The organism is Eikenella sp. HMSC071B05 (assembly GCF_001811325.1).
In the GTDB taxonomy this organism is placed as follows: Bacteria; Pseudomonadota; Gammaproteobacteria; order Burkholderiales; family Neisseriaceae; genus Eikenella; species Eikenella corrodens.
Window position 1 is genome coordinate 25449 of record NZ_KV804544.1, and the last position, 25714, is coordinate 51162.

Annotated in this window: 28 protein-coding genes; 11 read left to right on the forward strand and 17 right to left on the reverse strand. The window is 55.6% G+C overall.

What is annotated here, in order from left to right:
• Positions 1-111 precede the first annotated feature (111 nt).
• Complete coding sequence (locus HMPREF2796_RS03810; RefSeq protein ID WP_070631113.1) at positions 112-1743, forward strand: CTP synthase; 1632 nt, start codon at positions 112-114, stop codon at positions 1741-1743.
• Between the two features lie 166 nt (positions 1744-1909).
• Positions 1910-2245, forward strand: a complete 336-nt coding sequence (locus HMPREF2796_RS03815) for an NADH dehydrogenase (RefSeq protein ID WP_070631115.1) — start codon at positions 1910-1912, stop codon at positions 2243-2245.
• Positions 2246-2356: 111 nt separating this feature from the next.
• Here the strand turns inward: HMPREF2796_RS03815 and HMPREF2796_RS03820 are convergent, their stop codons facing one another.
• The 5 genes from HMPREF2796_RS03820 to HMPREF2796_RS03840 form a co-directional block, all read right to left on the reverse strand.
• Positions 2357-3625, reverse strand: coding sequence for an NRAMP family divalent metal transporter (locus HMPREF2796_RS03820; protein WP_003824858.1), 1269 nt, complete (start codon positions 3623-3625; stop codon positions 2357-2359).
• A gap of 201 nt (positions 3626-3826) precedes the next feature.
• A complete protein-coding gene (locus HMPREF2796_RS03825) occupies positions 3827-4816 on the reverse strand; it encodes a phosphatidate cytidylyltransferase (protein WP_070631117.1) in 990 nt (329 codons plus the stop codon).
• Positions 4813-5547 carry a lysophospholipid acyltransferase family protein gene (locus HMPREF2796_RS03830; protein ID WP_070631119.1) on the reverse strand — a complete coding sequence of 245 codons (735 nt, stop codon included), beginning with the start codon at positions 5545-5547 and terminating at the stop codon, positions 4813-4815. Before HMPREF2796_RS03830 ends, HMPREF2796_RS03825 begins: the two co-directional genes overlap by 4 nt.
• A gap of 4 nt (positions 5548-5551) precedes the next feature.
• Positions 5552-5932, reverse strand: coding sequence for a hypothetical protein (locus tag HMPREF2796_RS03835; RefSeq protein WP_070631121.1), 381 nt, complete (start codon positions 5930-5932; stop codon positions 5552-5554).
• Positions 5929-7335, reverse strand: a complete 1407-nt coding sequence (locus HMPREF2796_RS03840) for a phosphatase PAP2/dual specificity phosphatase family protein (protein ID WP_070631122.1) — start codon at positions 7333-7335, stop codon at positions 5929-5931. Before HMPREF2796_RS03840 ends, HMPREF2796_RS03835 begins: the two co-directional genes overlap by 4 nt.
• Before the next feature lie 262 nt (positions 7336-7597).
• On the opposite strand from HMPREF2796_RS03840, the gene HMPREF2796_RS03845 reads away from it, so the two are divergent.
• Positions 7598-7966, forward strand: coding sequence for an ACP-like domain-containing protein (locus tag HMPREF2796_RS03845; RefSeq protein WP_070631124.1), 369 nt, complete (start codon positions 7598-7600; stop codon positions 7964-7966).
• Between the two features lie 48 nt (positions 7967-8014).
• On the opposite strand, the gene HMPREF2796_RS03850 is transcribed toward HMPREF2796_RS03845, so the two are convergent.
• The 4 genes from HMPREF2796_RS03850 to HMPREF2796_RS03865 all read right to left on the reverse strand — a co-directional run bounded on the left by HMPREF2796_RS03850 (position 8015) and on the right by HMPREF2796_RS03865 (position 11566).
• Positions 8015-9757 (reverse strand): bifunctional alpha/beta hydrolase/class I SAM-dependent methyltransferase, encoded by a 1743-nt coding sequence (locus tag HMPREF2796_RS03850; protein WP_070631126.1) that lies wholly within the window; start codon positions 9755-9757, stop codon positions 8015-8017.
• Between the two features lie 80 nt (positions 9758-9837).
• Complete coding sequence (locus HMPREF2796_RS03855) at positions 9838-10461, reverse strand: DUF2238 domain-containing protein (RefSeq protein ID WP_070631127.1); 624 nt, start codon at positions 10459-10461, stop codon at positions 9838-9840.
• A gap of 87 nt (positions 10462-10548) precedes the next feature.
• The gene (locus tag HMPREF2796_RS03860) at positions 10549-10956 is read right to left on the reverse strand and encodes a hypothetical protein (protein ID WP_070631129.1); all 408 of its coding nucleotides are present in this window, start codon (positions 10954-10956) and stop codon (positions 10549-10551) included.
• 10 nt (positions 10957-10966) lie between these two features.
• Complete coding sequence (locus HMPREF2796_RS03865; RefSeq protein ID WP_070631131.1) at positions 10967-11566, reverse strand: CDP-alcohol phosphatidyltransferase family protein; 600 nt, start codon at positions 11564-11566, stop codon at positions 10967-10969.
• Between the two features lie 195 nt (positions 11567-11761).
• On the opposite strand from HMPREF2796_RS03865, the gene HMPREF2796_RS03870 reads away from it, so the two are divergent.
• Positions 11762-12247: a diacylglyceryl transferase gene (locus HMPREF2796_RS03870; RefSeq protein ID WP_246826860.1), complete on the forward strand. Its 486-nt coding sequence runs from the start codon at positions 11762-11764 to the stop codon at positions 12245-12247.
• 389 nt (positions 12248-12636) lie between these two features.
• Here HMPREF2796_RS03870 and secF read toward each other — a convergent pair whose 3' ends face one another.
• The 5 genes from secF to HMPREF2796_RS03895 all read right to left on the reverse strand — a co-directional run bounded on the left by secF (position 12637) and on the right by HMPREF2796_RS03895 (position 17177).
• The gene (gene secF / locus HMPREF2796_RS03875; protein ID WP_070631132.1) at positions 12637-13578 is read right to left on the reverse strand and encodes a protein translocase subunit SecF; all 942 of its coding nucleotides are present in this window, start codon (positions 13576-13578) and stop codon (positions 12637-12639) included.
• Position 13579: 1 nt separating this feature from the next.
• Complete coding sequence (secD, locus tag HMPREF2796_RS03880; RefSeq protein ID WP_070631135.1) at positions 13580-15412, reverse strand: protein translocase subunit SecD; 1833 nt, start codon at positions 15410-15412, stop codon at positions 13580-13582.
• A gap of 67 nt (positions 15413-15479) precedes the next feature.
• Entirely contained in the window at positions 15480-15782 is a 303-nt protein-coding gene (yajC, locus tag HMPREF2796_RS03885; protein ID WP_070631137.1) for a preprotein translocase subunit YajC, read from the reverse strand.
• Between the two features lie 309 nt (positions 15783-16091).
• Positions 16092-16826: a UDP-2,3-diacylglucosamine diphosphatase gene (locus HMPREF2796_RS03890; RefSeq protein ID WP_070631139.1), complete on the reverse strand. Its 735-nt coding sequence runs from the start codon at positions 16824-16826 to the stop codon at positions 16092-16094.
• A 3-nt stretch (positions 16827-16829) separates the two neighbouring features.
• Positions 16830-17177: an arsenate reductase gene (locus tag HMPREF2796_RS03895; protein ID WP_070631141.1), complete on the reverse strand. Its 348-nt coding sequence runs from the start codon at positions 17175-17177 to the stop codon at positions 16830-16832.
• Between the two features lie 111 nt (positions 17178-17288).
• On the opposite strand from HMPREF2796_RS03895, the gene HMPREF2796_RS03900 reads away from it, so the two are divergent.
• Positions 17289-17924 (forward strand): hypothetical protein, encoded by a 636-nt coding sequence (locus HMPREF2796_RS03900; protein WP_070631142.1) that lies wholly within the window; start codon positions 17289-17291, stop codon positions 17922-17924.
• 171 nt (positions 17925-18095) lie between these two features.
• Here the strand turns inward: HMPREF2796_RS03900 and HMPREF2796_RS03905 are convergent, their stop codons facing one another.
• The 3 genes from HMPREF2796_RS03905 to gyrA form a co-directional block, all read right to left on the reverse strand.
• Positions 18096-18440 (reverse strand): hypothetical protein, encoded by a 345-nt coding sequence (locus HMPREF2796_RS03905; RefSeq protein WP_070631145.1) that lies wholly within the window; start codon positions 18438-18440, stop codon positions 18096-18098.
• 203 nt (positions 18441-18643) lie between these two features.
• Entirely contained in the window at positions 18644-19102 is a 459-nt protein-coding gene (gene dtd, locus HMPREF2796_RS03910; RefSeq protein ID WP_064088848.1) for a D-aminoacyl-tRNA deacylase, read from the reverse strand.
• A 288-nt stretch (positions 19103-19390) separates the two neighbouring features.
• Positions 19391-22138: a DNA gyrase subunit A gene (gyrA, locus tag HMPREF2796_RS03915; RefSeq protein ID WP_070631146.1), complete on the reverse strand. Its 2748-nt coding sequence runs from the start codon at positions 22136-22138 to the stop codon at positions 19391-19393.
• A gap of 230 nt (positions 22139-22368) precedes the next feature.
• Here gyrA and HMPREF2796_RS03920 point away from each other — a divergent pair, with 230 nt between their 5' ends.
• The 6 genes from HMPREF2796_RS03920 to HMPREF2796_RS11345 all read left to right on the forward strand — a co-directional run.
• Positions 22369-22908 (forward strand): DUF3383 family protein, encoded by a 540-nt coding sequence (locus HMPREF2796_RS03920; RefSeq protein WP_141757565.1) that lies wholly within the window; start codon positions 22369-22371, stop codon positions 22906-22908.
• A 60-nt stretch (positions 22909-22968) separates the two neighbouring features.
• The gene (locus HMPREF2796_RS03925; protein ID WP_070631151.1) at positions 22969-23397 is read left to right on the forward strand and encodes a phage structural protein; all 429 of its coding nucleotides are present in this window, start codon (positions 22969-22971) and stop codon (positions 23395-23397) included.
• Positions 23397-23846, forward strand: a complete 450-nt coding sequence (locus tag HMPREF2796_RS03930) for a phage tail assembly chaperone (protein ID WP_070631153.1) — start codon at positions 23397-23399, stop codon at positions 23844-23846. The genes HMPREF2796_RS03925 and HMPREF2796_RS03930 overlap by 1 nt, the downstream gene beginning before the upstream one ends.
• A gap of 29 nt (positions 23847-23875) precedes the next feature.
• The gene (locus HMPREF2796_RS11755) at positions 23876-24007 is read left to right on the forward strand and encodes a hypothetical protein (protein ID WP_256374339.1); all 132 of its coding nucleotides are present in this window, start codon (positions 23876-23878) and stop codon (positions 24005-24007) included.
• A complete protein-coding gene (locus HMPREF2796_RS03935; RefSeq protein WP_070631156.1) occupies positions 24004-25176 on the forward strand; it encodes a tape measure protein in 1173 nt (390 codons plus the stop codon). Before HMPREF2796_RS11755 ends, HMPREF2796_RS03935 begins: the two co-directional genes overlap by 4 nt.
• Positions 25177-25178: 2 nt before the next feature.
• On the forward strand, positions 25179-25714 hold a 536-nt coding region (locus HMPREF2796_RS11345; protein ID WP_070631157.1), incomplete at its 3' end, for a phage baseplate protein.

Here is a 25714-nt window from a genome sequence, read left to right on the forward strand (position 1 = left end):
GTTTTCAGGTAGCCTGCCCGAGTAAAGGCTACCTGAAAACCGAAAATCCCCGCGCTTTTGCTTTTGCGGGAAACGGGGTAAAATTACGCTTTCCAAATCGGGCATTGCATCATGACCAAATTTATTTTCGTAACCGGCGGCGTGGTATCTTCCTTAGGGAAAGGTATCGCCGCCGCTTCTATTGCCGCCATCCTCGAATCGCGCGGGCTGAATGTAACCATGCTTAAGCTGGATCCGTATATCAACGTGGATCCCGGCACGATGAGCCCTTTCCAGCATGGCGAGGTATTTGTGACCGAAGACGGCGCGGAAACCGACCTCGACCTCGGCCACTACGAACGTTTCATCGACGCCAAGCTCACCCGTGCCAACAGCTTCAGCGCCGGGCAGGTGTATGAAAACGTGATTGCCAAAGAGCGCCGCGGCGACTATCTGGGCGGCACGGTGCAGGTGATTCCGCACATCACCGACGAAATCAAACGCCGCATCCACGAAGGCGCGGCCAATAAAGACGTGGCCATTGTGGAAATCGGCGGCACGGTGGGCGACATCGAATCGCTGCCGTTTTTGGAAGCCATCCGCCAGATGCGCAGCCAGCTCGGCCGCGCCAACACCCTGTTCGTCCACTTAAGCTACGTCCCCTACATCGCCGCCGCCGGCGAAATCAAAACCAAGCCCACTCAGCATTCGGTGAAAGAATTGCGCGAAATCGGCATCCAGCCCGACGTGCTTATTTGCCGTATGGACAGGCTGCTGCCTGAAGAAGAGCGGCGCAAAATCGCCTTGTTCTGCAACGTGGAAGAGCGCGCCGTAATCGGCTGCTATGATGCCGACAGCATCTATAAAATCCCCGAAATGCTGCACGGCCAGGGCATCGACGATGCCATTTGCGAGCAGCTCCAGCTCAATATCCAGCAGGCCGACCTCACCGAATGGCGCAAAATCGTGCATGCCATCGAGCATCCGAAGCACACCGTACACATCGCCATGGTGGGCAAATATGTGGATCTGACCGAATCCTACAAATCGCTCAGCGAAGCCCTGAAGCACGCCGGCATCCACACCGAAACCAAAGTGTGCATCACCTATATCGACAGTGAAAACATCGAAACCGAAGGCACGGACTGCTTGAAAAACTTCGATGCCATCCTGGTGCCCGGCGGTTTCGGCGTGCGCGGTGTGGAAGGCAAAATCGCCGCCGCCCGCTATGCCCGCGAAAACAAAGTGCCCTATTTGGGCATCTGCCTCGGTATGCAGATTGCGCTCATCGAGTTTGCCCGCCACATGGCCGGTATGGAAGGCGCCAACTCCACCGAATTTGATTTGAAAACGCCCTATCCCGTGGTGGCGCTGATTGATGAATGGCAAACCGCTGACGGCGCGGTGGAAAAACGCGACGAACACGCCGATTTGGGCGGCACCATGCGTTTGGGCGCGCAGGAAGTGGCGCTCGCCGACGGCAGCCTGGCCGCCGCCATCTACGGCAGCACCAACATCAAAGAACGCCACCGCCACCGCTATGAAGTAAACAACCATTTCGTACCGGCGCTGGAAAAGGCCGGGCTGGTCATCAGCGGCGTATCCGGCGGGCGCGAACGTTTGGTGGAAACCATCGAGTTGCCGCAGGGCGCGCATCCTTGGTTCTTCGCCAGCCAGTTCCACCCCGAATTCACTTCCACTCCGCGTAAAGGGCATCCGCTGTTCACCTCGTTTGTGAAAGCTGCCTTGCAGCATAAAGAGTAAGTAAGATTGGTATGCCAGAGGCTACCTGAAAAACCGGTTGCAAACGCAGCCGAGCTTTTCAGGTAGCCTTTTATTTGGTCGGCAGGCTGGGCGATTATGCCGATGATTGGCTATGCACAGATGATTGTTCGGCTGGCCACTATTTGCAGCAATCAGGAAAAAGCACATGACCGAGCCAGAGTTGTTACGGCGTTTTGACCAAGCATTAACCGATATTGCCCAACTTGCCGAAGCGATTGGCGAGCAACATTGGAAGCAGGCTTTTTTCGATCGGGCACTGCAGACCTTGGCAAACGAATCGCTGCCGGAGTGCGAACGCTTGCAGCTGGTGTGCGAGCAAACCCATGTGTTCGGCGGCATGGGCTCTTGGAACGATTCCCCGCCGTTCTCCGCAGCTGAGTATGGTCTGCTCACTGAATTTGAAACGGCTACCGAGGCGCTGTATGAAATACGTTCGTTGGCCATGGTGCATTTGAGGTGTAAGGGCTGGCAGCGGGGGTAGGGCGTATGCTTGGTGGTGTACGCTCTAATGTAGAACCCATTATGGGGATATGGATTGGAATAAAAGGCTACCTGAAAAATTTCAGGTAGCCTTTTGCTTGACGGATGATGTTTACTTCAGCGGATCCAACAGGCCGCTCAAGTTTAGCAGGAACAGCAGGGTAAACCCGGTGAGGTAGATGAGGCCGATGATGGCGAGGAAGTTCATGCCGGCGGTGAGCTTATGGCGTTCGTCGCCTTTCACGAGGCGGTAGTTGAGCCAGGCAAACACGGGGGCGGAGAGGAAGGCGGTGATCATGGCGAATTTGAGTAGTTCGGCCATGGCGCTGTTGAACCAGAAAATCACTGCCAATCCGGAGCCGGCCACCCAAGTATTCCAGGCAAAGAGCTCGATATTACCGGTTTTGTCTTTACCGCGCAGCAGGCGGATGGGTTCGGCGATGGCGCGTGCATAGCCGTCTACCACGGTAATCGTAGTGCCATACATGCAGGCGAAGGCGATGAAGGCCACCAGCGGTTTCGACCAGCTGCCAATGGTAACAGCATACATATTGATCAGCTGGCTCACGTATTTGCCGCCCGCCATCTGCACTTCTTCGCCATTGCCGTATTGCACATATGCACCCAAGGCGAGGAACACCACGGCCAGCACCGCGCTGGTGATGTAGCCGACGTTGAAATCGAAAATGCCGTCGCGGTAGCTGGAAGGATTAAGCCGTTGTTTTTCGGTTACCCACAGCGAATTGATGGCCGAAATTTCAATCGGCGCCGGCATCCAGCCCATCAGTGCGATGAGGAAGCCCAAGGCGGTGAATGTCCACGGGGTAGGCTCGATAAAGTCGGGCTTCATCTGCATGCCGCGCGACATGGCGATGGCGGCTGCGGCCACGGTGGCGATGGTAAGGCTCACGATGATGATTTTGGAAACATTATCCAAAGCCTTGTAGCGCCCGCTGGCGAGGATAATCAGGCAGGAGGCCATAATCAGCGCGGAGATTGCGCCTACATCCAACGTTAGCGAAGGAATCGCCATTTTGACGATGGCGGCGGTTACGATGGCCACTGCGCCGGCGTTAATCGTGGCCGATGCCACGCACAAAATCAGGAACACCCACAAATAAAAGCGGCTTTTCTCGGCATAGCCTTCAATCAGGCTTTTGCCCATGTCCAGCGTGTAGTGTGCGCTGAAGCGGAAAAACGGGTATTTAAACAGGTTGGTGAGGATAATGATCAGCGCCAACTGCCAGCCGTAGAGCGCGCCGGCCTGGGTGGAGGCAATCAGGTGTGAGCCGCCCACCGCTGCCGAGGCCATCATGATTCCGGGGCCCAGCGCGTTGATGCGGCTTTTCCAAGTTGAAGCGTGTGCGTGGTGTTCAGACATAAAATTCCCGCCTGGTGAGGCGTCCTTCACGAAAAAAAAGGCGCATTTTAACGTAAATCAAAACGCGCCCTAATAAATATTTGGCTATTTTATATTTTATTTAATCAAAATTATTCTATTTCAAGCAGAAATGGGTGCATTGCAAGCATAATGTGCTATGAAACTTTTTTCAGGTAGCCTGGTATCGCTTTTTACTTGCCGTTAGCCGTGCCAATAGTAGCGGACGATGTGGAAGAAAATCGGTGCGGCAAAGCAGATGGAGTCCACGCGGTCGAGCATGCCGCCATGGCCACGGATCATGTTGCCCCAGTCTTTCACGCCGTAGTCGCGCTTGATGGCCGACATCACCAGCCCGCCGGAGAAGCCCATCAGGCAAATGGTGAACCCGATGGCGGCAGCCTGGCCGTGGCTAAATGGGGTAATCGGCGACATCAATGCGGCAAGCGCGGTGGCAGACAAAATGCCGCCCACCGTGCCGGATACGGTTTTAGACGGGGAAAGCGAGGGCATGATTTTGGCACCGCCCACCAATTTGCCCCAAACGTATTGCAACACGTCTGAAGCCTGTACCACGCCGATCAGGAAAATCAGCAGCAGGATATTGCCGCTGCTGTCGAAGCCGTCTAAGTTTAGGAACATCAGAGCGGGCACATGGGACAGGCAGAAGATGCAGATCATCGCCATCCATTGCGTTTTGGCGGCGCGTTCGAGGAAATGGGCGGTTTGGCCGCTCAGGCTGGCGATAATCGGCAACACCAGAAAGCCGTAAACGGGAATGAAAATGCTGAACATGCCGTACCAGCCGTCATAAACAAAATAATATTGCACCGGCAGCAGCAGGTAGAAGCAGGTGACCATGCTGTAATAATCGCTGCGGCGGCGATAAACAAGGGTCATGAATTCGCGCAGGGCGGCGAACGAAATCAGGAAAAACAACACCACCGTGCCGGTTTTGCCAAACCAGAAAGCGGCCAGCAGCACCAGCGTCATCAGCCACCAAGCGTAGATGCGGGCGTTGAGGTTGGCGATGGTGGCATTGCCTGCGCCGTTTTTACGTTTCAGCCATTGCCCGATGATGCTGGCAAAAATCAATACGGCAAATACGCCGGTAAAGATATAGCTCGCCTGCGGGGTGAGATGGGCGGCGGTTTGTTCGGTAATGATTTGGCTGGATGTGTTGGCAAAGCTCATGATGCTTCTCCTGTGTTCTGGTGCGGTTCAGCGTGTCCGGTTGGGCGAACCTCGTTGCCCTTGATTTGACGAAGTTCGCTCCGTTCGCTTTCAGACGGCCTCAAAGCCAGCAGGGCTTCGCGAGTGCGGACGAGGAAGGCTTCTTTGTCTTCATCTTCGCGCAGAGTCAGCGGTTCGCCGATGTGGACTTCGCACAACAACGGCACGGGCAGCACTTTGCCTTTGGGCAGGACGCGGTTGATGTTGTCTATCCATATCGGCACAAATTCGGTATCCGGTTTGCTTTTGGCTAGGTGGTAAATGCCTGATTTGAACGGAAGCAGAATTTCGTTTTCGTCCGTGTTGCGTGTACCTTCGGGGAAGATAATCAGCGAATCACCCGCTTGAAGTGCGTGGTTCATCTGCTCGGTAATCGCCTGCGGATTGTCGCTGTGGCGCGGAATCAACAGCGCGTTGAAGACGTTTTGGATGATGAAGCGTTTGAGTTTGTTGGTCAGCCAGTAATCCGAACCGGCAACGGGGCGCGTCGAAAGCCGCCAGCGGCGCGGCAGGGAAATCCACACCAACAAAAAATCACCGTGGCTGCCGTGATTGGCGTAATACACTTTCTGCTGCGGGTTGAACGCCAACTCGCGCGAGCTTTTGGGTTGGACGCCGGTGAGGAAGGATACCGACAGATACAATGCTTGGTCGGTTAGCCAGGCAAGTTGTTTTTTAAGAAAGTTTTTCATGGCATCAGAGGAGTTGGGTCAGGAATATTGATGATTGTGCAGCGGTTAGATACAAGCTTTTGCGCCATAAGGCGAGTGCGCCCGATACACGTTGCGGCATATCGCGGCTGTCTGCAACGCGGCGCAAGCTGGTTTGCCGCAAAGTTTGGTCGAAGGCTTCGGGCGTGTAGCGCCCTTCGGCGAAATCTTGGAACACGCGGCGGTCGAACTCGATGCGGATGTGGCAGTATAACAGCGCTACAGCCAAAATCAGCTGCACTGCCGCCCACGCGCCGCCACGTTGTGCGGACAAAACCAGCAGCAAGGCATTGAATACGGCGATATAGCGGGCGGTGGCGAGCAGGCGGGCGGTAATCAGGCTGTCGGTTGCTGGTGTCGTGTTCATGGGTTTCCCTTTTGATCTGCACCGAAGTTTTTCAGGTAGCCTGCTGCAGCTTCTACTGCCTTGGCCGTTTCCGGCGGCAGCACCATCTGCGGGCGGGCCTGTTTCAACTCCGCCGTTGCTTGCGCCAAATCCCGGCAACCGCCGTAAACCAGCAGCCAAGTAAGCACCACCGCTGCGCTGCGCCCGTAGCCCAGCGCGCAACAGGTCAGAACCTTGCCGTGTTGCCGGCGCAATGCTTCCAGCAGCAAAGCCGCCTGCACCAAATCGTTTTCAGACGGCGCAACCATATCCAATAGCGGCAGAACACGGTATGCGCCGCGATAGCGTGGGCGGGGGTACTCGGCGCATACGTCCAATACGGCGGGGAGGCCGTCTGAAATTGCTGATACGCTGCCAATCCACACATCATCACGAACCCGCGCCGTCTTCGCCTTGCCGTGCAGCCAGTACGCCATGTTCAACCGCACACCCACCAGATAAGGCAGCAGCAAAATCGTTGCCGCCGCCGACAGCCTGCCGTCTGCCTGTTTTTGGAATACCGCCACATTGCCGGTCAGATAGGCGAAGGCGCCTACCGATAGCGATACGCTAACCCACAAAGTCCACAACCACGCGCCGCCGAACAAGGATGGCAGTGCCGACAATACCGCGCCCGCCAGATACAGCATGGTGATTTGGATTTCGCGAGAACGTGTTTCAGGGGAAGTTTTAGCTTTACCGGAACTTAGTCTTACTTCGCAAGATGCCGTTTTCAGGTAGCCTGTTTGCTCAGCTGGCGGTACTACAAACAAATCTCGTCTCTTGAACGGCGATACGCCGTGTTGTGGTATGGCCCATAGCACCAGCCAGCCCAGCAGAGCACCGGTCGGCACGTCGATAAAATGGTGTTGGTAAGTCGTCAGCACCGACAAGGCAATCAGGCTTTGCCACAACAACAGCGGCACACGGATTTTGGGGAAGCGCGTCCAATAAAACGCACCAATGATAACCGCCAATGCAATATGCAGCGACGGTGCTTGGTTGTACGGCAAATCAAACGCTACCAACGAATCAAACAGCCAGCCCGACAGCCCGCTGGTGGGCGGTTTCAGCCAGCTGAAATGCAGCGGAAACAGCATGAAGCAAACAGTGGCGACGATTTGTGCCGCCACCAGCCTTGCGATGTAGCGGTTTTGTTCGCCCGCATCTCGGCAAAGAAAAAATGCCGCCGCATACATCAGATTCAACGACCAATACGGCACAATCGTCCACGCCCAAAAGGGGATGCTATGTTCCCACGCGAAAGCGACTTCCGGCACATAGGCCAGCGATGCCGCGTAATGGTTGGACAGGCCGTAGCTGGTGTAGAACAGCGCGCCGACCAAAGCAAGCTTGAACAGTGAGGTTTGCAGGGTGGGTTTCATGGCGGGAATTGTAAACGTTCGGTGCAAATCAGATAAAATCCGCTTTCAATACAAGGCATGCTGATGTGGTGGCAGAAAGTAAGTTAAATTTCCATATCGGAAGTATAATATTATTTTACTATGATGTTAGTTGCATATTCTTGCCGGAGGAATACAATAGCGCCCGCTGCCAGGCAGATTATTCATTTGCATCAGAGCAGCTCGGGCAGCTTTGAGGCTACCTGAAAAATTTCTTGATGCTCAATTAGGAGTCATAACCATTATGAAACTATTATCTGTTGTTACTGCGGCTGCGCTGGCTGCCGTTTCCCTGAGTGCTGCGGCTGCACCCGCCGGCATGGTTTCTTATTCTTGCGACAACGGCAAACAGTTGAACGTGCTGTATGAGTTCAACCGCCAAGGCAAGCCGGTAAGCGCTGCGGTTAACGCCGCCGGTACGCAGGTAAACCTGGCTTATAACAGAAGACAGTCCGACAGCACCGGTACTACCTTTACCAACCGTCGCGGCTACTCTCTGTCTGCCGGCTACATCGACAAAAACACCCACACCACTTCCGACGTAGTGGGCTTGACCGCTCCTGGCGGCCGTTTCGTGGTGAAAAACTGCTCACCTGTGAACGCCAACAACTAAGATTTTTTGATAAAAGGCCGTCTGATTTTCAGGCGGCCTTTTCTTATTTTATTTCTTCACCGCCAGGCTCACGGTGAAAATACCGTATTCGTCTATCCATTGGCGGATTTTTTCAAAACCGGCTTGCTCAACCAATTGATCCATTTCCCGCTGGCTGCGGCGGCGCATCACCCAGTTCGGGCTGCCCGCTTTGTGGCTGGTCAGCGCGCGTGCAATCATTTCGAGCTGCGGATGCCACGGCTGTCCGGTGTAAATCAGGTAGCCGCCCGTTTCAATCGCATCGCCGAAGCCGTAGAGCGAGTTCAAAATCAAATCGTTGTCGGCAAACAATTCGTGCAGGCCGGAAACGATGCCCAGCGTAGGACGGGGCTGCAAATCCTGATAATTGGCGCGGTCGTAGGCATTGACTTCGTCGAAGGTAACCGTGTCTTGCAGGCCGCGTTCGGCAATCAGCTTACGTCCGGCTTTGACGTTAATCGGGCTGTAATCGCGCAGGCGCACGGAATCGGGCAACGTGTCGGCAGTCAGCGCGTCAAGCACATAGCGGCCGTGCCCCGAGGCAATATCGAGAACGTGTACCGGTTTGCTCGCTTCGTGCAGCTTGGCAGAGGCCGTCTGAATCGCTTTGCCGATATTGATTTTACGCTGGCGGATACCGCGCCAGCCGATGGCGTTGAGATAATGTTTGTCCACCGCCACACCAAAGGCGTTGCTGCCCTGCGGCTGGTTGCGGTACACATAATCCAGCGTACTGCCGGAGTCATAGCCGGTTTCCTTGCCGATTTTCAAACCTTCGCTCCAGCGCGCGCCAAGGTCGAGGGAGGCACGGTAAACCGCCCAAAATGCGCTGCGCGGCGACCAGATGGGTAAAGGTGTGGCCAGTTCGTCGGCTTCACGGCGGCTGTCGCCGTGTAGGTGCTCTTGGGTCAGATCAACCGGTAGGGGTGGGTTGTCGAAACGCTGGCGGATAAAGCGGCGCATTTCAACAAAGGCGATTTCACGGTTTTGCTCGCCCAAGGTGTCGTGATAGAAGCCGGGCAGGATATGGCGTTCTTTGATGCGGCTGCCCAAGCGGTTGTAGAAATCGTGTTGCGGTTTGTGCCAAACCACCCAGTCGCTGCCGGAAATCAGAAGCTGTACGGGCGTGGTAATGGCTTGCGCGTCGGCGACCACGCGTTCGGCGGCTTCGTACAGGCCGAGCAGGATGCGCACGGAAATGGCGCGGGTAATCAGCGGGTCTTGATTGAAGCTGTCTTGGCGTTCTTTATTGTGGGTCAGGTAGTGCGCTTTGACGTAGCTGTTTACAAAGAAATTGCCGCGCCATTTCTGCATGATTTTCAGGCCGGTGCGGGCAAAAGGAACGTAGAGTTTGACTTTGAATGCGGGCGATGCCAATACGGCGCAACGGATTTTCGGCGCGTAGTCGTGCAGCCAAGTGGACACCAATACCGCGCCGACGCTTTGCGCGATCACGCAGATGTTTTCAGGCTTGATGCCGTATTCGCTTTGGATGTGGCGGATAAAGTCGTCCACATCGGCAACGGAAGTGCCGATACTGGGGCTGTCGCCGCGTTCGCCGGGGCTGTGGCCATGACCGCGCGCATCCCATGCGAAATAGGCAAAATCGTCGAAACCGAGTTCGTCGGCAACAAACATCATCCGGCCGGAATGCTCGTGGCCGCGATGGAACAGCACGATGGCTTTATCGGCCGAACCGTCGGCAGCGGGGCGGTAGCGGTAGAAAAGCGAAGTGCCGTCTTGGGTGGTGAAGTGTTTTTGCTGTTCCTGCATATGTGTACTCCTCGGTGAGATACATTTTAAAGAGGCTACCTGAAAATTGGTTGGGTGCGTTTTCAGGTAGCCTTTAACAGTTAAGATTGGCTGCCCAAACGTTTGTCCGGGCGGGTAAACAGGAAAATGAATAAGGAAGTGAGCGCGCCCAGCGTGTCGGAGAGCATATCTTTTTGCGCGTCCCAAATATCGCCTTGTGAGCCGAGCACTTCTATGCCGGCCTGGCCGCCGTCAATCACGGCATATTGCCATTCGATGATTTCGTAAGCCGCTGCCACGCTCATGATGAAGAACAGGGAAAAGAACAAGGCAATCGGCACACGGCAGAGTTTGCGACGCAGCAGCCATTCGGCCATCGGATAGGCGTAGAAGCCGATAATGTAGTGGCCGACGCGGTCGAAATGGTTGCGCCCTTCGCCTAAAAATGGAGCAAGCAGGCGGTTGGCCCAATCGAAGGGCACGTCGGCGAAGGTGTAGTGTGCGCCGATGGTGTGCATAATCAGCCAGAAGCTCATGAACACATAGGCCAGGTTGCTAAAGCGGAACAGGCGGTAAGTGGCAATGAGCGCGATAAATACGGCGGACACGGGGATGATTTCGGCATACCAAACGGCGCGGTCGGACGGGTTGATGCCCGACCAGACGATGAGTGCGGCAATGAAAACGGCGAGGAAGAGGGGGATGATGGGGAAGGATTTTTGCATAGGGTTGATGTGTGGGGATAAATGTTGACCGATTTTAATTTTATTGGGTGGCTTTCAGGTAGCCCGTATGGGAGGCTACCTGAAAAATCAATAATTCAAATTCCTTTGAAGATGTTTCAGCATCACCATCACAAACAGGGCGGTTGCGAAGGATAGCATAAACATCAGCACGGCGGCCGGAATCGAACGCGGGATAGACTGCACGGCCATCACCAGCAACCAAACGGTTGCCCCGGCAAAGGCGAGTGCGGCGGTGCTGAAAAAAGCCACGGCAAACCAAGCCCAGATTTTGGTAACGCAGCGTTCAAAGCGGCTGTGTTGCCCGCTTTCCCGCACGGCTTCTAAATAGGCATCTAAGAAGACCAAGCCCACGCAGATGGCGGCGCCCAACCACAACCCTTTGCTGTGCCAACCGGTTATCCCGGCGAAGCGATAAGTGTAGATAGCGATAAGTAGCAGCAAAAACACCGTCCACGCATTGAATACTTTTTTCATGATTGGATTTTCAGGTAGCCTTTAGGCCGTTGATGATGCGCCGATAGCAGGTGTAAGCCAGTGCCGCACAGGCCAGCCACATCAGGGCGTAGAAAGCGATATGAAAACTGCCTACTGCCGCATACCACACCGCCAGCGCGCCGATGAAGAACGCGCGGTCGCTCTTGCCGAACGGGCCGTCGTAACGCCGCCCGTTGCCATGCACCTGCCCCAGCACGCCGCAAAATTCCGTCATGGCCGCCAGCCAAATAAACAGGGCGATTTGCACGCCGCCGAAAGGGGCGATAAAGGCAAAAGGCAGATACAGCGCGGCATCGGCGGCTACGTCGGTGATCTCGTTTAGGTAGCCGCCCAAGGCTGATTGTTGGCCAAACTCACGTGCCAACATACCGTCCACCGCGTTCAGCGCCATGCGCAGAAACAGCCACACGGGCATCAGCCAAAATAACGCCGGAAGGTTCGCCAAGCAGGATAACAACAACCCAAGCGCAATCGATACCGCACAAGCGAACACGGTTACCTGATTGGCTGTTACGCCTTTCTGATACAGCCGCTGCACCAACGGGCGCAGCAGATTTTGGAATTTGGGTTTGAGGGCGTAGATGCTCATGGTGGGCGGTCTCAATGGTGAGTGTGGTTGTATTATAGATGAAAGAAGTAAATGGTTGCTGTTTATTGGGTATCCAAATGAATTATTTGTCCGTACTTTCGGCAAATGCCGGAGGCGAAACCGATGTGTTTGCCTGAAATGGCACAATGTGGTTTGTAAGCCGATGGATAATGGAATTTAGGAATTGTCAGGAATTTGTATATAAGGGTAAAATACGCGGATAATTTAACCCGATGGTTTGCCAGTTGGCAGATTGTTGGGGCATCGATAAATAGTGAAATTTGGAAGCAACACCGCTGGAAAGGGAAAACAAAGATGTTGATGGCGTTTGTATTGGGGTTTTGGTGCCTTTGGATGGGCGAGCGCGAGCCGAGCGTTTTGCTGGAAGGGCTGTTTTTTGCCATTATCGCTATTGTGGGGAATGGCTTTATGCAATGGAAAGTTCCAGATCCGGATACAGTTTGGGCTCTGCAATGGGGTTTAGTATGGGTGTGGGCCGCAGTGATGATGTATTTGGTAGATACATTCGGTACCAACCTCGGGGTGCGTCTGGCTGTGGCTTTGGTGGCTGGTGGTGGCTATTTTTGGCTGGAACAGAATGGTTGTTCTTTGGCTGCCGGCTGGTTGGGAGCACAGGCTGAATGTGTGCAACATGCAGCTACTGCTTCGCAATTCAAATAAATACTATAGTCACATTAGTTTGAATGAAGGCTACCTGAAAGTTTAGCTTCGCAGAAACCACGCTGCGTTGCATTCTTCGGTAGCCTTTTGTATTGCATTGGCATTATTGCGATAGCTTTGGTGGTTTACTGCTTTGGATGAGCCATATGCTGTCACTACCAGATGCTATTTGCAGCAAAGGCTACCTGAAAATCTACTGGGGTTTCAGGTAGCCTTTTGTTATGCCGAGGAAGTACGTATGTGCTGTGATTCGGTTGGTTATCGCTGCCAATTTACTATAGTTTGAATCTGCATCAGGGCAAGGCAGCACAAAAACAGTCCATATAAAACGGCATAGGCGTTTTCAGGTAGCCTATGCCGTTTTGATGCCTGTCGGAATGAGCAGCTACTTATACCACGGCTTCTTCTTTCTGCTTTTGCGGCTTGTGGATGTTTTCGCGGGTGAGGCCGAAGAAGAGGAGCAGCGGGCTGGCCACCAGTACAGAGGAGTAGATGCCGAACACGATACCGATGGTGAGCGCGATGGCAAAGCCGTGCAGGGCGGCGCCGCCAAATACCAACATAGACACCACCATGGCTTCGGTAGAGCCGTGGGTGATGATGGTACGACTCATGGTGGCGGTGATGGCGTTGTCTATAATCTGCGGGATGGTTTTGCCGCGCATGGCGGGTTTGTGGATGTTTTCGCGGATACGGTCGAACACCACCACCGATTCGTTCACCGAATAGCCGAGCACGGCCAGGATGCCGGCCAGCACGGTGAGCGAAAATTCCCATTGAAACAGGGCAAAGCAGCCGAGAATCACCACCACGTCGTGCATATTGGCGATGATGGCGGATACGGCGAAGCGCCATTCGAAGCGCACGGAGAGGTAGATGATGATGCCGACTACTACCATGCCCAAGGCCAACAGGCCGTGGGTAACCAGCTCTTCGCCCACCTGCGGGCCGATGAATTCAACCTTGCGCAGGCTGGCGTCGGCATGGTCTTTGCGCAGCAGTTCCAATACGTTGTTGGAGAGCTGGGCGGAGGTCATGTCTTGGCGGTTGGGCAGGCGGATCATCAGCTGCTTGTTGGTGCCCAAGCTTTGCACTTGGGCTTCGCCCATTTTGAGTTCGTTCAGGCGCGTGCGCACTTGGTTGGGATCGGCGCCTTCTTTGGCGTATTGCACTTCGATAACGGTGCCGCCGGTGAATTCAACCGAGTAGTTGAGCCCTTTGGTGACGAGGAAGAACACGGCGGCGATAAAGGTAATCAGCGAAATCAGGGTGGTGATTTTGCCGTAGCTCATGAACGGGATGTCGTGTTTCAAACGGTGGAAGAAATCCATCTTATTGCTCCTTGGCGGTAGGCAGGGTGATGCCGATGGACAAATTACTCAGTTTGCGGCGGCGGCCATACCATAAGTTGACGAAGGTACGGGAAACCACCACGGATGAGAACATGGAAGTGAGAATGCCGATACAGTGCACCACGGCAAAACCGCGCACCGCGCCGGAACCGAACACCAAGAGGGCAATACCGGCAATCAGCGAGGTGATGTTGGAATCGACAATGGTGTCCCAAGCGTGGCGGTAGCCTTCGCTGATGGCCTGTTGCGGGCTGATGCCGTCGCGTAGCTCTTCGCGGATACGCTCGTTAATCAGCACGTTGGAGTCGATGGCCATACCGAGCGTAAGCGCAATAGCCGCAATGCCGGGCAGGGTGAGCGTGGCTTGCAGCAGCGATAAAATCGCAACCAGGAACAACAGGTTGGCCGTGAGCGCCAGCACGGAGAAGACGCCGAACAGGCGGTAGTACACCACCATAAAGGCAGCCACAACCAAGAAGCCCCACAGCGTGGAGTGGAAACCTTTTTGGATATTTTCCTTACCCATAGACGGGCCGATGGTGCGCTCTTCGATGATTTCCATCGGCGCGGCCAGCGAGCCGGCGCGCAGCAGCAGCGCGGTGTCGTTGGCTTCGGCTACGTTCATGCTACCTGAAATCTGCACATTGCCGCCGGGAATCGGTTCGTTGATGGTCGGCGCGGTAACGATTTCGGCTTTGCCTTGGTCGATCAGGATCATGGCGGTGCGGCGGCCGACGTTGTTGCGGGTCAGGTCGGCGAAAATGCTGGTGCCGGCGTTGTCGAGCTTCAGGTTTACCGATGGGCGGTTGTCGTGGGTAAAGCCGGCTTGGGCATCGTTGATGTTGTCGCCGGTGAATTCCACCTGTTTGCTTACCAACAGCTGGCCGCCTTCGGCAGTGGGCAGCAATTCATAGCCGGCCGGTACGGTACCGGCTTCGGCCTGTTGCAGCAGCGCGGGGTCGTCGGCCACCATGCGTACTTCCAGCGTGGCGGTGCGGCCGATGATGTCTTTGGCTTTGGCGGTATCTTGCACACCGGGCAGTTGCACCACGATGCGGTCGGGGCCGGCCTGCTGAATAATCGGCTCGGCTACGCCCAATTCGTTCACGCGGTTGTGCAGGGTATTAATATTCTGCTTCACGGCGGCATCGCGGATTTGGGTTTGGGTGGTCTCGGGCAGGCTCACCACTAAGTTGTTGCCGTCAGCCTTCAATTCCGCATCTGGTGCGGTTTCTTTCAGCTTGGGCAGGGCAGCCTGCAGGGTGGCCGCATCTTGGAAGGGCACAATCAGCGTGTCGCCGCTGCGGTGCATATTGCCGGTACGGATTTTGTCTTTACGCAGCTGGCGGCGGAAGTCGCCGGAGATGCGGTCGAAGGTTTTGTCCACTGCCGCGTGCATGTCCACGCGCATGGTAAAGTGCACGCCGCCGCGCAGGTCGAGGCCGAGGAACATCGGGTTGGCGCCGAGTTTGGTCATCCAGTCGGGCGTATTGGCAATCAGGTTGAGGGCGATGATGTAGTTGTCGCCCAATTTCTGCTCGATCACGTCGCGGGCTTTGCTCTGCAACTCTTCATTGGGCAGGCGCACACGCAGGCTGCCGTCGGCAATAAATATGCCGTTGTGCTGGATGTTGGCTGCCTTCAGCGCCTCTGCCACGGCTTGTTCGGTGGTTTGGTCGATGTGGATCGACTGGCGGTTGGTGGAAACCTGCACGGCCGGGGTTTCGCCGTAGAGGTTGGGCAGGGCGTAGATGGCAGATACAACGATAACCAGCCCAATCAGCAGGTATTTCCAAAGCGGATAACGGTTCATAACGGGCTTTCAGAAACGGAAAACGGGCAGCCTGGCCGGAATGCGGCTGCTGCGCCGTAGGAAAAGGTTAGTTGTCGAGCTTTTTGATGATGGCGTCGCGGTGGAAATCGACCACGGTGTCGGGGGCAACTTCTAGGCCGATGATTTCTTCGCCGATTTTGGAAACTCTGCCGAGCATGCCGGCGCCGGTCATCACTTTGTCGCCTTTTTTCAGTTCGCTGAGCATCTCGCGGCGGCGCTTCTCGTCACGCTGTTTCGGCCGGAGAATCATGAAGTAGAGCATGGCGAAGAGGAAAATCAGCGGGAGGAAGCTCTGAATGGTACTCATCAGGTCGGGCTGGGCCGCGGCGGCGAGTGGGAAATGCAACATGGGGCAAGACTCCAAAAAGAAAAATGAGAGTGTGCCATTGTAAACGGGCGGCGGGGTTTTTCCAACCCGTGCAACAGAAATTTAAGCGAGGTTGCCATGGAGCTGGAGGATTTTGTGGAAGATGGGTGTGCGGTGGACTGAAATTTTGTTGGGTTGGGTTTTATCCCATCCCTATCAGCGGTATTAACACAGGCTACCTGAAATAATCTGCGACATTGCGGATAGGGGTTTCAGGTAGCCTGTTAGATTTTCAGGTAGCCTTCCTAATCGGTGGAAAGGTTACCTGAAAATGTTATTGAACAAGCTTGGCTAATCTAAGGCCAGATGCTGTGTACTCACGCCTTCGGGCGATACGATGAGGCAGCCGCCTTCTTTGCCATACCAGTCTTGCAGCACGAAGCGGGTGAAGTTTTGGCCGCCAGGCAGGGTGTGTTGGTGGGTAGCCGGGCGGTGGGTGTGGCCGTGGATGAGGTCGGCGCCGGGGTGTTGCGCCATCAGGGCGGATACTGCTTCTTCGGTTACGTCGGAAACGGCGCTTTTGCCGTTTTCGGCTTTGCCGCGTTCGCTCATCTGGCGGATTTGCTGTGCCAGCAGGCGGCGTTCGGCCAGAGGTTTGGCGAGGATGGCGGCCTGCCATTGGGGCTGGCGCGATTGGGCGCGGAACTGCATATAGGGTAGGTCGGCGGTGCAGAGTTCGTCGCCGTGGGTGATGAGGTATCGGCGGCCGTAGAGGGTAAGCGGATGCTGCTCGGGCAGCAGAGTCATACCGCTGCGGCGGGCAAAATCTTGGCCGAGCAGGAAATCGCGGTTGCCGGGGATGAAATATACGGGTTTGTGTTGGGCGAAAGCTTTTAATTCGTCGGCGATGTGGTCGGTGAAGGGGGTGCGGTCGTCGTCGCCCACCCAGGCGTCGAACAGGTCGCCTAGGATGTAGAGGGCATCGGCGGTGTTTTGCCAGTGGTGCAGCTGGCGCAGGAAGAGTTCGGTGAGCTCGGGGCTGTGCTCGGAGAGATGGAGATCGGCGATAAAAATGGTTTGGTTCATGGTTTAGGCGAAGATTTCGGAATAGCGTTCGGGGGAAAAGCCGATGTGGACGCGGCCTTGGTGTTCGAGCACGGGGCGTTTGATCACGGAGGGCTGTGCCTGCATCAGGTCGATGGCACCTTCGCGGCTGTCGGCGGCAGCTTGCTCGGCCGGGCTGAGTTTGCGCCAGGTGGTGCCTTTGCGGTTGATGAGAATGTCTGCGCCAACGGCATCGAGCCAGCGGGAGAGCTGCTCGGGCGCGGGGGCTTCGGTTTTGAAATTAACGAAGGCGTGGGGCACTTGTTTTTCGTCTAGCCAGGCGCGGGCTTTTTTCACGGTGGCGCAGTTGGGGATGCCGTAGAGGGTGGTCATTATTGTGTATAATCCTTGCCGATTGAAACGCCCGCCATTGTACGGGTAGGATGTTTTTTTGTCATGGCATGGCATGGGCTGTGCCGGGATATATTTGATTGTGGAGAATTTATGAAACATTGGATGTGGGCGGCCTTGGCTGCCGGGCTGCTGGCCGGTTGCGGCGCGCAGGAAGCAGGCAAAGGGCAGTTTCGGGATGTGCTGGCGCGCTATGCGGCGGCAAATGAAGTGTGCCTGCCGCTGGCTTTGGATGCCGATGGAGCTGCGCCGCTGCTGGGCTCGGAGCGGATTGTGCTGCCGCGCCGTGATGTGGAAGATAAACGCATCAATGAAGCAGCCGTCAAGCAGATGCGGGCTTTGGAGAGCGCCGGTTTGTATGAGCGCTTGAAAGAGGGTGATGACGATGTGGCGCTGGTGTTCGCACTCACCGAAAACGGGCGCAAACACACTCGCGCCGGCCTAAACGGGCCGCTGTTCTGCCTGGGGCGCGAGCATGTGGACAAAGTGCAGTACTACACCGAGCCGGCCACCAACGCCGCCGGGCTTACTGTATCCCGCGTGGTGTATGAAGGCAGCATCACGATGGACGGCTGGGGCAAGCGCCTGATACGCCACGGCAGCGAAGCCTGGCAAGAACGCCTGCCGCTGAAGCGGGTGGAGCAGGCCACGTTGGTGAAAACCAACGACGGCTGGCGCGATATGCGCGAATTGCCGCCTGTGGAAGGCGTGGCGCAGACTGCGCAGTAGCACAGGTTTCAGGCTACCTGAAAACAGAATGGCATATTAAAACGGCGGCATGGAAATGCCGCCGTGTGTTTTTCTAAGTGAGATGTCGGATTCAAGAATTCGATATGCGGCTGTCATGCAGTTTTTCAGGTAGCCTGAAACTGTGCTCGTACTGCACACGCCCGATGCTTACTAAAAACTATCAAGTCGAGATTGTTTGTCATATATAAACTGGGTATTGGACTCTCCTTCGCTATTAAGCGTTAAAACAAACTTTCGCCAGTCTCCACCAGTTTTATTAAACATAATTTCATGTAAATCTTGGCATAACTTTATAGAATTGCTGCAGATAAAATCAAACTCACTCTCTTCGGCTGGGAAGTTTTTCCCATCTTTTTCATACCATGAAATAACTGAATACCATTTCTCTTCTGGATTGAATCTATATTCCAAATATGCTGTGTCATATTCTAAACTAGTCCCATTATGCAAATAACTTGCTAATTGATTTAATATCTTGGTCTGTTCGTGAATCATTTCACATCTCCATATTCATTTAAAAATTTCCTTGCTCGATTATGAGCAATAATAAATGATACCTCAATCATGTCGGCAAACGTAGGCTGAATTGAGGCCCGGCATTAACTCTAATAAAGGCTACCTGAAAACTACAGGCTGTTTAGAGTTTGGAAACCGCCGAAAAGCAGCCGTAGTTTTCAGGTAGCCTTTATCGTGCCGATTTAAAACGTTTTTTGCGAATCCAGCAAAATGGTTACCGGCCCGTCGTTGCACAGGCTGACCAGCATATGGGTGCGGAAGCGGCCTTCGGCCACGTTCACGCCGTGGCCGCGCAAGAGGGCGGCTACTTGCTGATACAGCGCTTCGGCCTGTTCGGGGCGGGCGGCTTGGCTGAAGGAGGGGCGGCGGCCGTTGCGGGCGTCGCCGTAGAGGGTGAATTGCGATACCAGCAGCACTTCGCCGCCGGTATCTTTCACCGACAGATTGAGTTTGCCGGCTTCGTCTTCAAAGATGCGCAGGTGGGCGATTTTGTCGGCGATATAGCGGGCGTCGGCCTCGCTGTCTTCGCCGCCCACACCGAGCAGCACGCACAGGCCGTGGGGGATTTGGCTGAACGGTGCATCGGGCGCATCGGCGGCGGCGATGTGGGCATGGCTGACTTTTTGAATAACGGCACGCATGGTTTCAGGTAGCCTTTCTGGTTGTTCCCAAGGAGTAGGGTGCGGCTTGGCCTTGTTGTATAGTGAATTAAATTTAAACCAGTACAGCGTTGGCTCGCCGCCTTGTCCTGATTTAAATTTAATTCACTATACGGGTATGCTGCCTACGGCTTGCCGCTTAGTCGCCTGCTATTGCTGGGATGATGGTTTAGAGTGGATGGATAAACAAAAGGCTACCTGAAAATAGTGCAGAGCCGGGTTTAACTTCGTTGGCACTTTGCTTTCAGGTAGCCTTTTCTTGGCGGGCGCTTAAGCCTCGCCTTGTTCTTGGCTCGGACTTTCGGCTGAGGTTTGGGTTTCGGCGGCTTGTGCTTCGTCGTCCTCTTCTTCGGCTACGCGCTCGAGGCTGACGAGGGTTTCGCCTTCGTCCAGGTTAATCAGCTTCACGCCGGCGGCGGCGCGGCCGGTTTCGCGGATTTGTTCCACCTTGGTGCGGATGAGTACGCCGCCGCTGGTGATCAGCATCAGGTCGTCGCTTTCGCTCACCAGGGTGGCGGCCACTAGGTCGCCGTTGCGCTCGCCGGTGTTGATGGCGATATTGCCTTGGCCGCCTTTGTTTTTGCGGCTGTAGCTGGCAATCGGGGTGCGTTTGCCGTAGCCGTTGGCGGTGGCGGTGAGCACTTGCAGTTCGCTCTGCTCGCACTCGGGGGCGAAGGTGATGAGGCTGACGATGCGGCCGTTTTCGGGCAGTCTCATGCCGCGCAGGCCGCCGCTGCCGCGGCCGCTGGGGCGCACGCCGTGTTTGCCGCTGATGGGGGCGCTTTCGGCGTTGTCATCTTCCTGGCTACCTGAAATTTCGGTGTCGTTGTCGTCGCCGGTTTCTTCGTCGTCGCTGCTGCGTTCCCAATATTCGTTGAAGCGGATGGCTTTGCCGAGGTTGGAGAAGAGCATGATGTCGTTGCTGCCGGAGGTGCGTGCCACGCCCACCAGGCTGTCGCCTTCTTTGAGGGCGATGGCTTTGATGCCGACTTTGCTCACGTTTTTAAACGCGGAAAGTTGCACTTTTTTCACCACGCCCATGGCGGTGGCGAAGAAAACGTATTCGTCTTCGGGGAAGTCGCGCACGGGCAGGATGGCGGAGACTTTTTCGTTTTCGTCCAGCTGGATAACGTTGTTGATCGGGCGGCCGCGAGAGTTGCGCCCGCCTTCTGGCAATTTATAAACTTTAATCCAGTGGCAGCGGCCGTGGTTGGTGAAGCACATCAGGTAGTCGTGGGTGTTGGCCACAAACAGGGTTTCGATGAAGTCTTCGTCTTTGGTGGCGGCGGCCTGTTTGCCGCGTCCGCCGCGCCGCTGGGCTTGGTAGTCGGTGGTGGGCTGGGTTTTGATGTAACCGCCGTGGGTGAGGGTAACCACCATTTCGCGCGGCGGGATCAGGTCTTCGTCGGCAATATCGCCGCCGAACGGGTTGATTTCGCTGCGGCGCGGATCGCCGAAGTTGGTTTTGATTTCGATGAGCTCGTCGCGGATGATTTGGGTGATGCGCTCGGGCTTGGCCAAAATATCCAGGAAATCGATAATCTGCGCCATGATGGCTTTGTAGTCGGCGAGGATGGTGTCTTGGTCGAGGCCGGTGAGGTTGCGCAGGCTCATGCGCAAGATGGCGTCGGCTTGCAAGTCGCTCAAATAATAGCCGTCTTCGCGCAGGCCGAGGTTTTCAGGTAGCCCTTCGGGGCGCGCCATATTCAAATCCAAATCGGTGCGGCTGAGCATGTCGCCCACTAGGCCCGATTGCCACGGCCGCACCAGCAGTTTGGCTTTGGCTTCGGCGGCATCGGCTGATTCTTTGATGAGCTGAATCATCGGGTCGATATTGGAAAGCGCCACGGCTTTGCCTTCGGCGATGTGGCCTTCATGACGCGCTTTTTTCAGGCGGAACAGGGTGCGGCGGGTAACCACTTCGCGGCGGTGGCGCAGGAATTCGGCCAGAATCTGCTTCAAATTCAACAGGCGCGGCTGACCGTCGACCAGAGCCACCATGTTGATGCCGAAGCTGTCTTGCAGCTGGGTGAGTTTGTAGAGCTGATTGAGCACGACTTCGGCGTTTTCGTTGCGCTTCAGTTCGATCGCCACGCGCATACCGGATTTGTCGGATTCGTCGCGCAAATCGGAAATGCCTTCCAGCGTTTTCTCGCGCACCAGCTCGCCGATTTTTTCCACTAGCTTGGCTTTGTTTACCTGATAGGGGATCTCATCGATGATGATGGCTTCGCGCTCGCCGTGTTTGCCGATGGGCTCGATATGGGTTTTACCGCGCATTACCACGCGGCCGCGGCCGGTGCGGTAGCCTTCGCGCACGCCGGTGAGGCCGTAAATGGTGGCGCCGGTGGGGAAGTCGGGGGCTTTGATGGTGTCGATGAGCGCGTCGATAGATGTATCGGGGTCGGCCAAGAGTTGCAGGCAGGCATCCACCGTGTCGCCCAAGTTGTGCGGCGGGATGTTGGTGGCCATGCCCACGGCAATACCGGCCGAGCCGTTGGTCAGCAGGGCGGGGAAGCGGGTGGGCATCACCAGCGGCTCTTGTTCGCTGCCGTCGTAGTTCGGGCCGAAGTTTACGGTGTCTTCTTCAATATCGGCCAGCATTTCGTGGGCGATTTTCGCCATGCGGATTTCGGTGTAACGCATGGCTGCCGCGCCGTCGCCGTCCACCGAGCCGAAGTTGCCCTGGCCGTCTACCAGCATATAGCGCATGGAGAAGGGCTGCGCCATGCGCACGATGGTGTCGTACACCGCGCTGTCGCCGTGCGGGTGGTATTTACCGATAACGTCGCCCACGATACGGGCGGATTTTTTATAAGACGAGTTCCAATTGTTTTTCAACTCGTGCATGGCGTAGAGCACGCGGCGGTGCACGGGTTTTAGGCCGTCGCGCACATCGGGCAGCGCGCGGCCGACGATTACCGACATGGCGTAATCGAGATAGCTTTTGCGCATTTCCTCTTCGAGGCTGACGGGGATGGTTTCTTTGGCAAACCGGTGGTCGTGGGTGCTGCTCATGGAGATTTAAAGCCCAATCGATTAAAACGCGTTATTTTATCACATAATCAATCATCAAGACGGCTGCCATAGATAAATACATACTGCATAAATAGAATTCATCTTTTGGCAGCCATTATATTTCCGCAATTTTCAGAAGCGTTCCGCAAAACGCTATTTCAGTGGCTTAAGAATTTTACCGCGCCGGATATCACACCCAAGCGGCGGCGGAATATCCCGAAGTGGCGCTGATGGCCGAACGCTTTACCTACTATCCGGGCAGCGAGACTTGGGCAAACGTGAAGCTCAACGGCATTACCGCTGACCGCCTACCGGAGGGCGATGTGCTGGTGGTGCAGAAAAAGAACGGCACGACCTTTGAAACCTTCGGCAGTTTCGCTATTTCGCAGGGCGGCAAGACCGCAGCGGGCGAATGGATAGACGTTATCCGCTTCCGCGATTGGCTGAAGGCCACCATGCAGGCAGACGTTGCCTATGCGCTGATTAACGCCGGCGGGAAAATCCCCTACACCGACAAGGGCATCCAAGTCATCGTCAATGCCATGCAGCAGAGTTTGGTGCTGGGCGTTCGGCGCGGCGGCATTGCGGAAGAGGAATTGGACGAAAACAATGCCGTTATCCCATCATTCCGCATTACCTACCCTCGCGCTTCGGAAATCAGCCCGAACCGCAAAGCATCCCGCATCTTGCAGGATATTGGCGGCTCCGCCCGCTTGGCCGGGGCAGTGCATTTGGTGGAAATCAAATTCAGCCTGGGCTATACGCTGTAACGCTACCTGAAACAAGGCTACCTGAAATTTTCAGGTAGCTTATTTACTTGGAGAATCAAAATGACAGACGTAAAAACGTATGCAAGCGACCGCGTGGCGGTTACGTTCGGCGCGCACAGCGTCAAGGGCATGACAGACGGCACGTTCGTTTCGATTGAGCAGATGGCGGACGGCATTACCAGCCAGGCGGGCGCGGACGGCGAAGTAGCCCGCTCCATGAGTGCGGACAAACGTTGCAAGGTAACCATTACCCTGCAACAAACCAGTTCGTCCAATTCTGCATTGAGCTCGTTCCACGATGCGGACATTGCTTCCGGCGGCGCGATGCCGTTGCCGCTGATGATTAAAGACCTGCGCGGCGATACGCTGTTCATGGCCGGGGCAGCGTGGATTGTGAAAAAACCCAACAGCGAATTCGGCAAGGAAGTCGGCAGCCGCGAATGGGTATTTGAAACGGCTTCAGCCACTTACACCGTAGGGGGTAACTGATGCGTAAACCAAAAATCGTAGCCATCGGCGGCTATCAATTCGGCATTGCCCGCATGGATGCTTTTTCTGCGCTGGAAGTGTTCGGCGATTTGCAAAAAGAACTGCTTCCGGCTCTCGGCGGCCTGATGAAGCCGGAAGGCGAACAGGACGGCACCGCTCAGGCGTTGTCTGCCCTTTCAGGTAGCCTGTCCGGCAAATCGCTGACCAAGTGGGCAAACCGGTTGCTAGACCCGGACTACATTTCGGTGGAAAACGAAGACGGCGTGTTGGAAAAACTGACTGCCGACCGCCGCGAAATGGTGTTCGACAATGCGGTGGAAATTTTGGAACTGATGGTGGCCGTGATTCGGGAGAATTTCGCCGACCCTTTGATGCAATGGCTCGCCCGTTCTGGACTGGAAGCACAGCTGAAAGACAAAATCCAGTCGGCAGCTTCCGCGAAGACCTGACGGCGGAGTTTGTGATATGGCGGCCTGTGATGGCAGGCCATATCACACTCTCGGAAGTCAAAAACGGGACGGCGAGCCTGATTGACCTGATGAAGATTAACGCGGTAATGGATGCACAGGAAGCCGCAGAAGCGGCGGCAATGGCAAGGCACAAATCATGATTGCACAAGAACTGGTAACGCTGCTGCGTTTCAAGCTGGAACAGTCCGGCATCGGGCGCTATCGCGCCGCTGTACAACAGGTGCGCAAATCGGCACAGAGCTACGGCGAGGCAATACAGAAAAGCAACAATACCGCCGTTCGCGGGGCAAACCAAGCGGCGGCGGCCTATTCGCGCCTGGGCGGCATCGTGCGGGCGGTATTGGGCGGCATCGGCTTGAGTATGCTGATGGGCATGGCCGACGACTGGGCGAGCGTGGAAGGCCGTGTGTCGCTGACCACTAAGAGCGTGGAAGAGCAGAAGTATGTGATGGACGAGCTGTTCAAGTCCGCACAACGCAACCGGCAGGAATTTACCGCTACCGCCGACCTGTTCCAAAAAGTAGCCCGCAACAAAGACGACTTGGGTTTGTCCACCGACCAAACGCTGCAACTGACGGACGTTATCGGCAAATCGATGGTTATCGGTGGCGGCGATGCCGGAGCGCAACAGGCGGCCTTGCTGCAATTGGGGCAGGCTTTGAGCTCAGGCACGCTGCGCGGCGATGAGCTGAACTCTATTCTCGAACAATCCCCGCGTTTGGCGCAGGCGATTGCCGATGCGTTCGGTGTGGTGTTTGCGGTTTTACGCGGCATCAGAATGATGGTGGCAGTTATCAATGCCCTAATGATAGCCAATCCGATTGTTGCTATTCTGATGATTATCATCGGCCTGCTACTGCTGATTTGGTACTACTGGGACGACATCAAAGCAGCAGGGGCGGCGGCTTGGGATTGGATTAAAGCCAAGGCGCTTTCCGCATGGAACAGCATCAAGGCTGCGGCTGCTGCGGCGTGGGATTGGGTGCTAAGTAGAGGTCGCGCCGCTTGGGACGGCATCAAGACGGCGGTGCAGGCGGTAACGGATTTTGTCCGTACAGCTTGGGAAGGTGCTATCAAGGCGGTTACCGGCTGGATTGACAACATCGTGCAAAGCTGGAACAACCTGAAAAACCTGGTATCCGGCGGGTTCTCATTCTCCGGCTTCGGCGGCAAAGCCCCCATGCCGAACGGTGGCGGTAATGTAACCCAAACCTTTAACACCACGGTTCACGGTGCAAGAGACCCCGGTAGGACGGCGGCTAATATCAACGCTCGATTCAACCTGTCCAATCCATATTTAGGAAAGTAAAAATGGCATTAATCGACATGGTGTTCCGCCTGAAAGATGCGCCGCAAACCATGATTGGCGCGTTGCAGTTGGATGCGCTAATCAGCGAGCAAACCTCTCTGTCCAACGGAGTAACGCAATACGCGGTGGAGGAAGGGGCGCCGGTCAGCGACCACATCTCAAGCGAAGCAGAAAAGCTGACGATTGAAGGAGTGGTAACCGGCGCAAGCGTGAGCCTGTTCGGAGTGCATGGCCGCAGCAAAATGATTGAAGCTAAGGAGGCCTTGCGTGTGATTAACGAGCAGCGGCAGCCGATTACCGTCGTTACCGGCTTGGACGTTTACCCGAACTTTGCAATGGAGAGCTGCGATATTTCGCGCAGCGCGGACGACGGCGAGAAACTGCATATCAGCATCAGCCTGACCAAAATCCGCAAGGCCAAAACCCGAGAGGCAGATATTCCGCCTGGTAAGGTGCGGCAGAATGCGGCAGGCAAGGCGGGGGAAACGCGAAAACCGGCAGGCCGTGTTACCAGTAGGCAGGCTGCCGGGCGGCAGGC

Bases quoted from the DNA above. Each gene is read 5' to 3' on its own strand.
- HMPREF2796_RS03810 (WP_070631113.1), top strand. From the start codon at position 112: ATGACCAAATTTATTTTCGTAACCGGCGGCGTGGTATCTTCCTTAGGG.
- HMPREF2796_RS03815 (WP_070631115.1), top strand. From the start codon at position 1,910: ATGACCGAGCCAGAGTTGTTACGGCGTTTTGACCAAGCATTAACCGAT.
- HMPREF2796_RS03820 (WP_003824858.1), bottom strand. From the start codon at position 3,625: ATGTCTGAACACCACGCACACGCTTCAACTTGGAAAAGCCGCATCAAC.
- HMPREF2796_RS03825 (WP_070631117.1), bottom strand. From the start codon at position 4,816: ATGAGCTTTGCCAACACATCCAGCCAAATCATTACCGAACAAACCGCC.
- HMPREF2796_RS03830 (WP_070631119.1), bottom strand. From the start codon at position 5,547: ATGAAAAACTTTCTTAAAAAACAACTTGCCTGGCTAACCGACCAAGCA.
- HMPREF2796_RS03835 (WP_070631121.1), bottom strand. From the start codon at position 5,932: ATGAACACGACACCAGCAACCGACAGCCTGATTACCGCCCGCCTGCTC.
- HMPREF2796_RS03840 (WP_070631122.1), bottom strand. From the start codon at position 7,335: ATGAAACCCACCCTGCAAACCTCACTGTTCAAGCTTGCTTTGGTCGGC.
- HMPREF2796_RS03845 (WP_070631124.1), top strand. From the start codon at position 7,598: ATGAAACTATTATCTGTTGTTACTGCGGCTGCGCTGGCTGCCGTTTCC.
- HMPREF2796_RS03850 (WP_070631126.1), bottom strand. From the start codon at position 9,757: ATGCAGGAACAGCAAAAACACTTCACCACCCAAGACGGCACTTCGCTT.
- HMPREF2796_RS03855 (WP_070631127.1), bottom strand. From the start codon at position 10,461: ATGCAAAAATCCTTCCCCATCATCCCCCTCTTCCTCGCCGTTTTCATT.
- HMPREF2796_RS03860 (WP_070631129.1), bottom strand. From the start codon at position 10,956: ATGAAAAAAGTATTCAATGCGTGGACGGTGTTTTTGCTGCTACTTATC.
- HMPREF2796_RS03865 (WP_070631131.1), bottom strand. From the start codon at position 11,566: ATGAGCATCTACGCCCTCAAACCCAAATTCCAAAATCTGCTGCGCCCG.
- secF (WP_070631132.1), bottom strand. From the start codon at position 13,578: ATGGATTTCTTCCACCGTTTGAAACACGACATCCCGTTCATGAGCTAC.
- secD (WP_070631135.1), bottom strand. From the start codon at position 15,412: ATGAACCGTTATCCGCTTTGGAAATACCTGCTGATTGGGCTGGTTATC.
- yajC (WP_070631137.1), bottom strand. From the start codon at position 15,782: ATGTTGCATTTCCCACTCGCCGCCGCGGCCCAGCCCGACCTGATGAGT.
- HMPREF2796_RS03890 (WP_070631139.1), bottom strand. From the start codon at position 16,826: ATGAACCAAACCATTTTTATCGCCGATCTCCATCTCTCCGAGCACAGC.
- HMPREF2796_RS03895 (WP_070631141.1), bottom strand. From the start codon at position 17,177: ATGACCACCCTCTACGGCATCCCCAACTGCGCCACCGTGAAAAAAGCC.
- HMPREF2796_RS03900 (WP_070631142.1), top strand. From the start codon at position 17,289: ATGAAACATTGGATGTGGGCGGCCTTGGCTGCCGGGCTGCTGGCCGGT.
- HMPREF2796_RS03905 (WP_070631145.1), bottom strand. From the start codon at position 18,440: ATGATTCACGAACAGACCAAGATATTAAATCAATTAGCAAGTTATTTG.
- dtd (WP_064088848.1), bottom strand. From the start codon at position 19,102: ATGCGTGCCGTTATTCAAAAAGTCAGCCATGCCCACATCGCCGCCGCC.
- gyrA (WP_070631146.1), bottom strand. From the start codon at position 22,138: ATGAGCAGCACCCACGACCACCGGTTTGCCAAAGAAACCATCCCCGTC.
- HMPREF2796_RS03920 (WP_141757565.1), top strand. From the start codon at position 22,369: ATGGCCGAACGCTTTACCTACTATCCGGGCAGCGAGACTTGGGCAAAC.
- HMPREF2796_RS03925 (WP_070631151.1), top strand. From the start codon at position 22,969: ATGACAGACGTAAAAACGTATGCAAGCGACCGCGTGGCGGTTACGTTC.
- HMPREF2796_RS03930 (WP_070631153.1), top strand. From the start codon at position 23,397: ATGCGTAAACCAAAAATCGTAGCCATCGGCGGCTATCAATTCGGCATT.
- HMPREF2796_RS11755 (WP_256374339.1), top strand. From the start codon at position 23,876: ATGGCAGGCCATATCACACTCTCGGAAGTCAAAAACGGGACGGCGAGC.
- HMPREF2796_RS03935 (WP_070631156.1), top strand. From the start codon at position 24,004: ATGATTGCACAAGAACTGGTAACGCTGCTGCGTTTCAAGCTGGAACAG.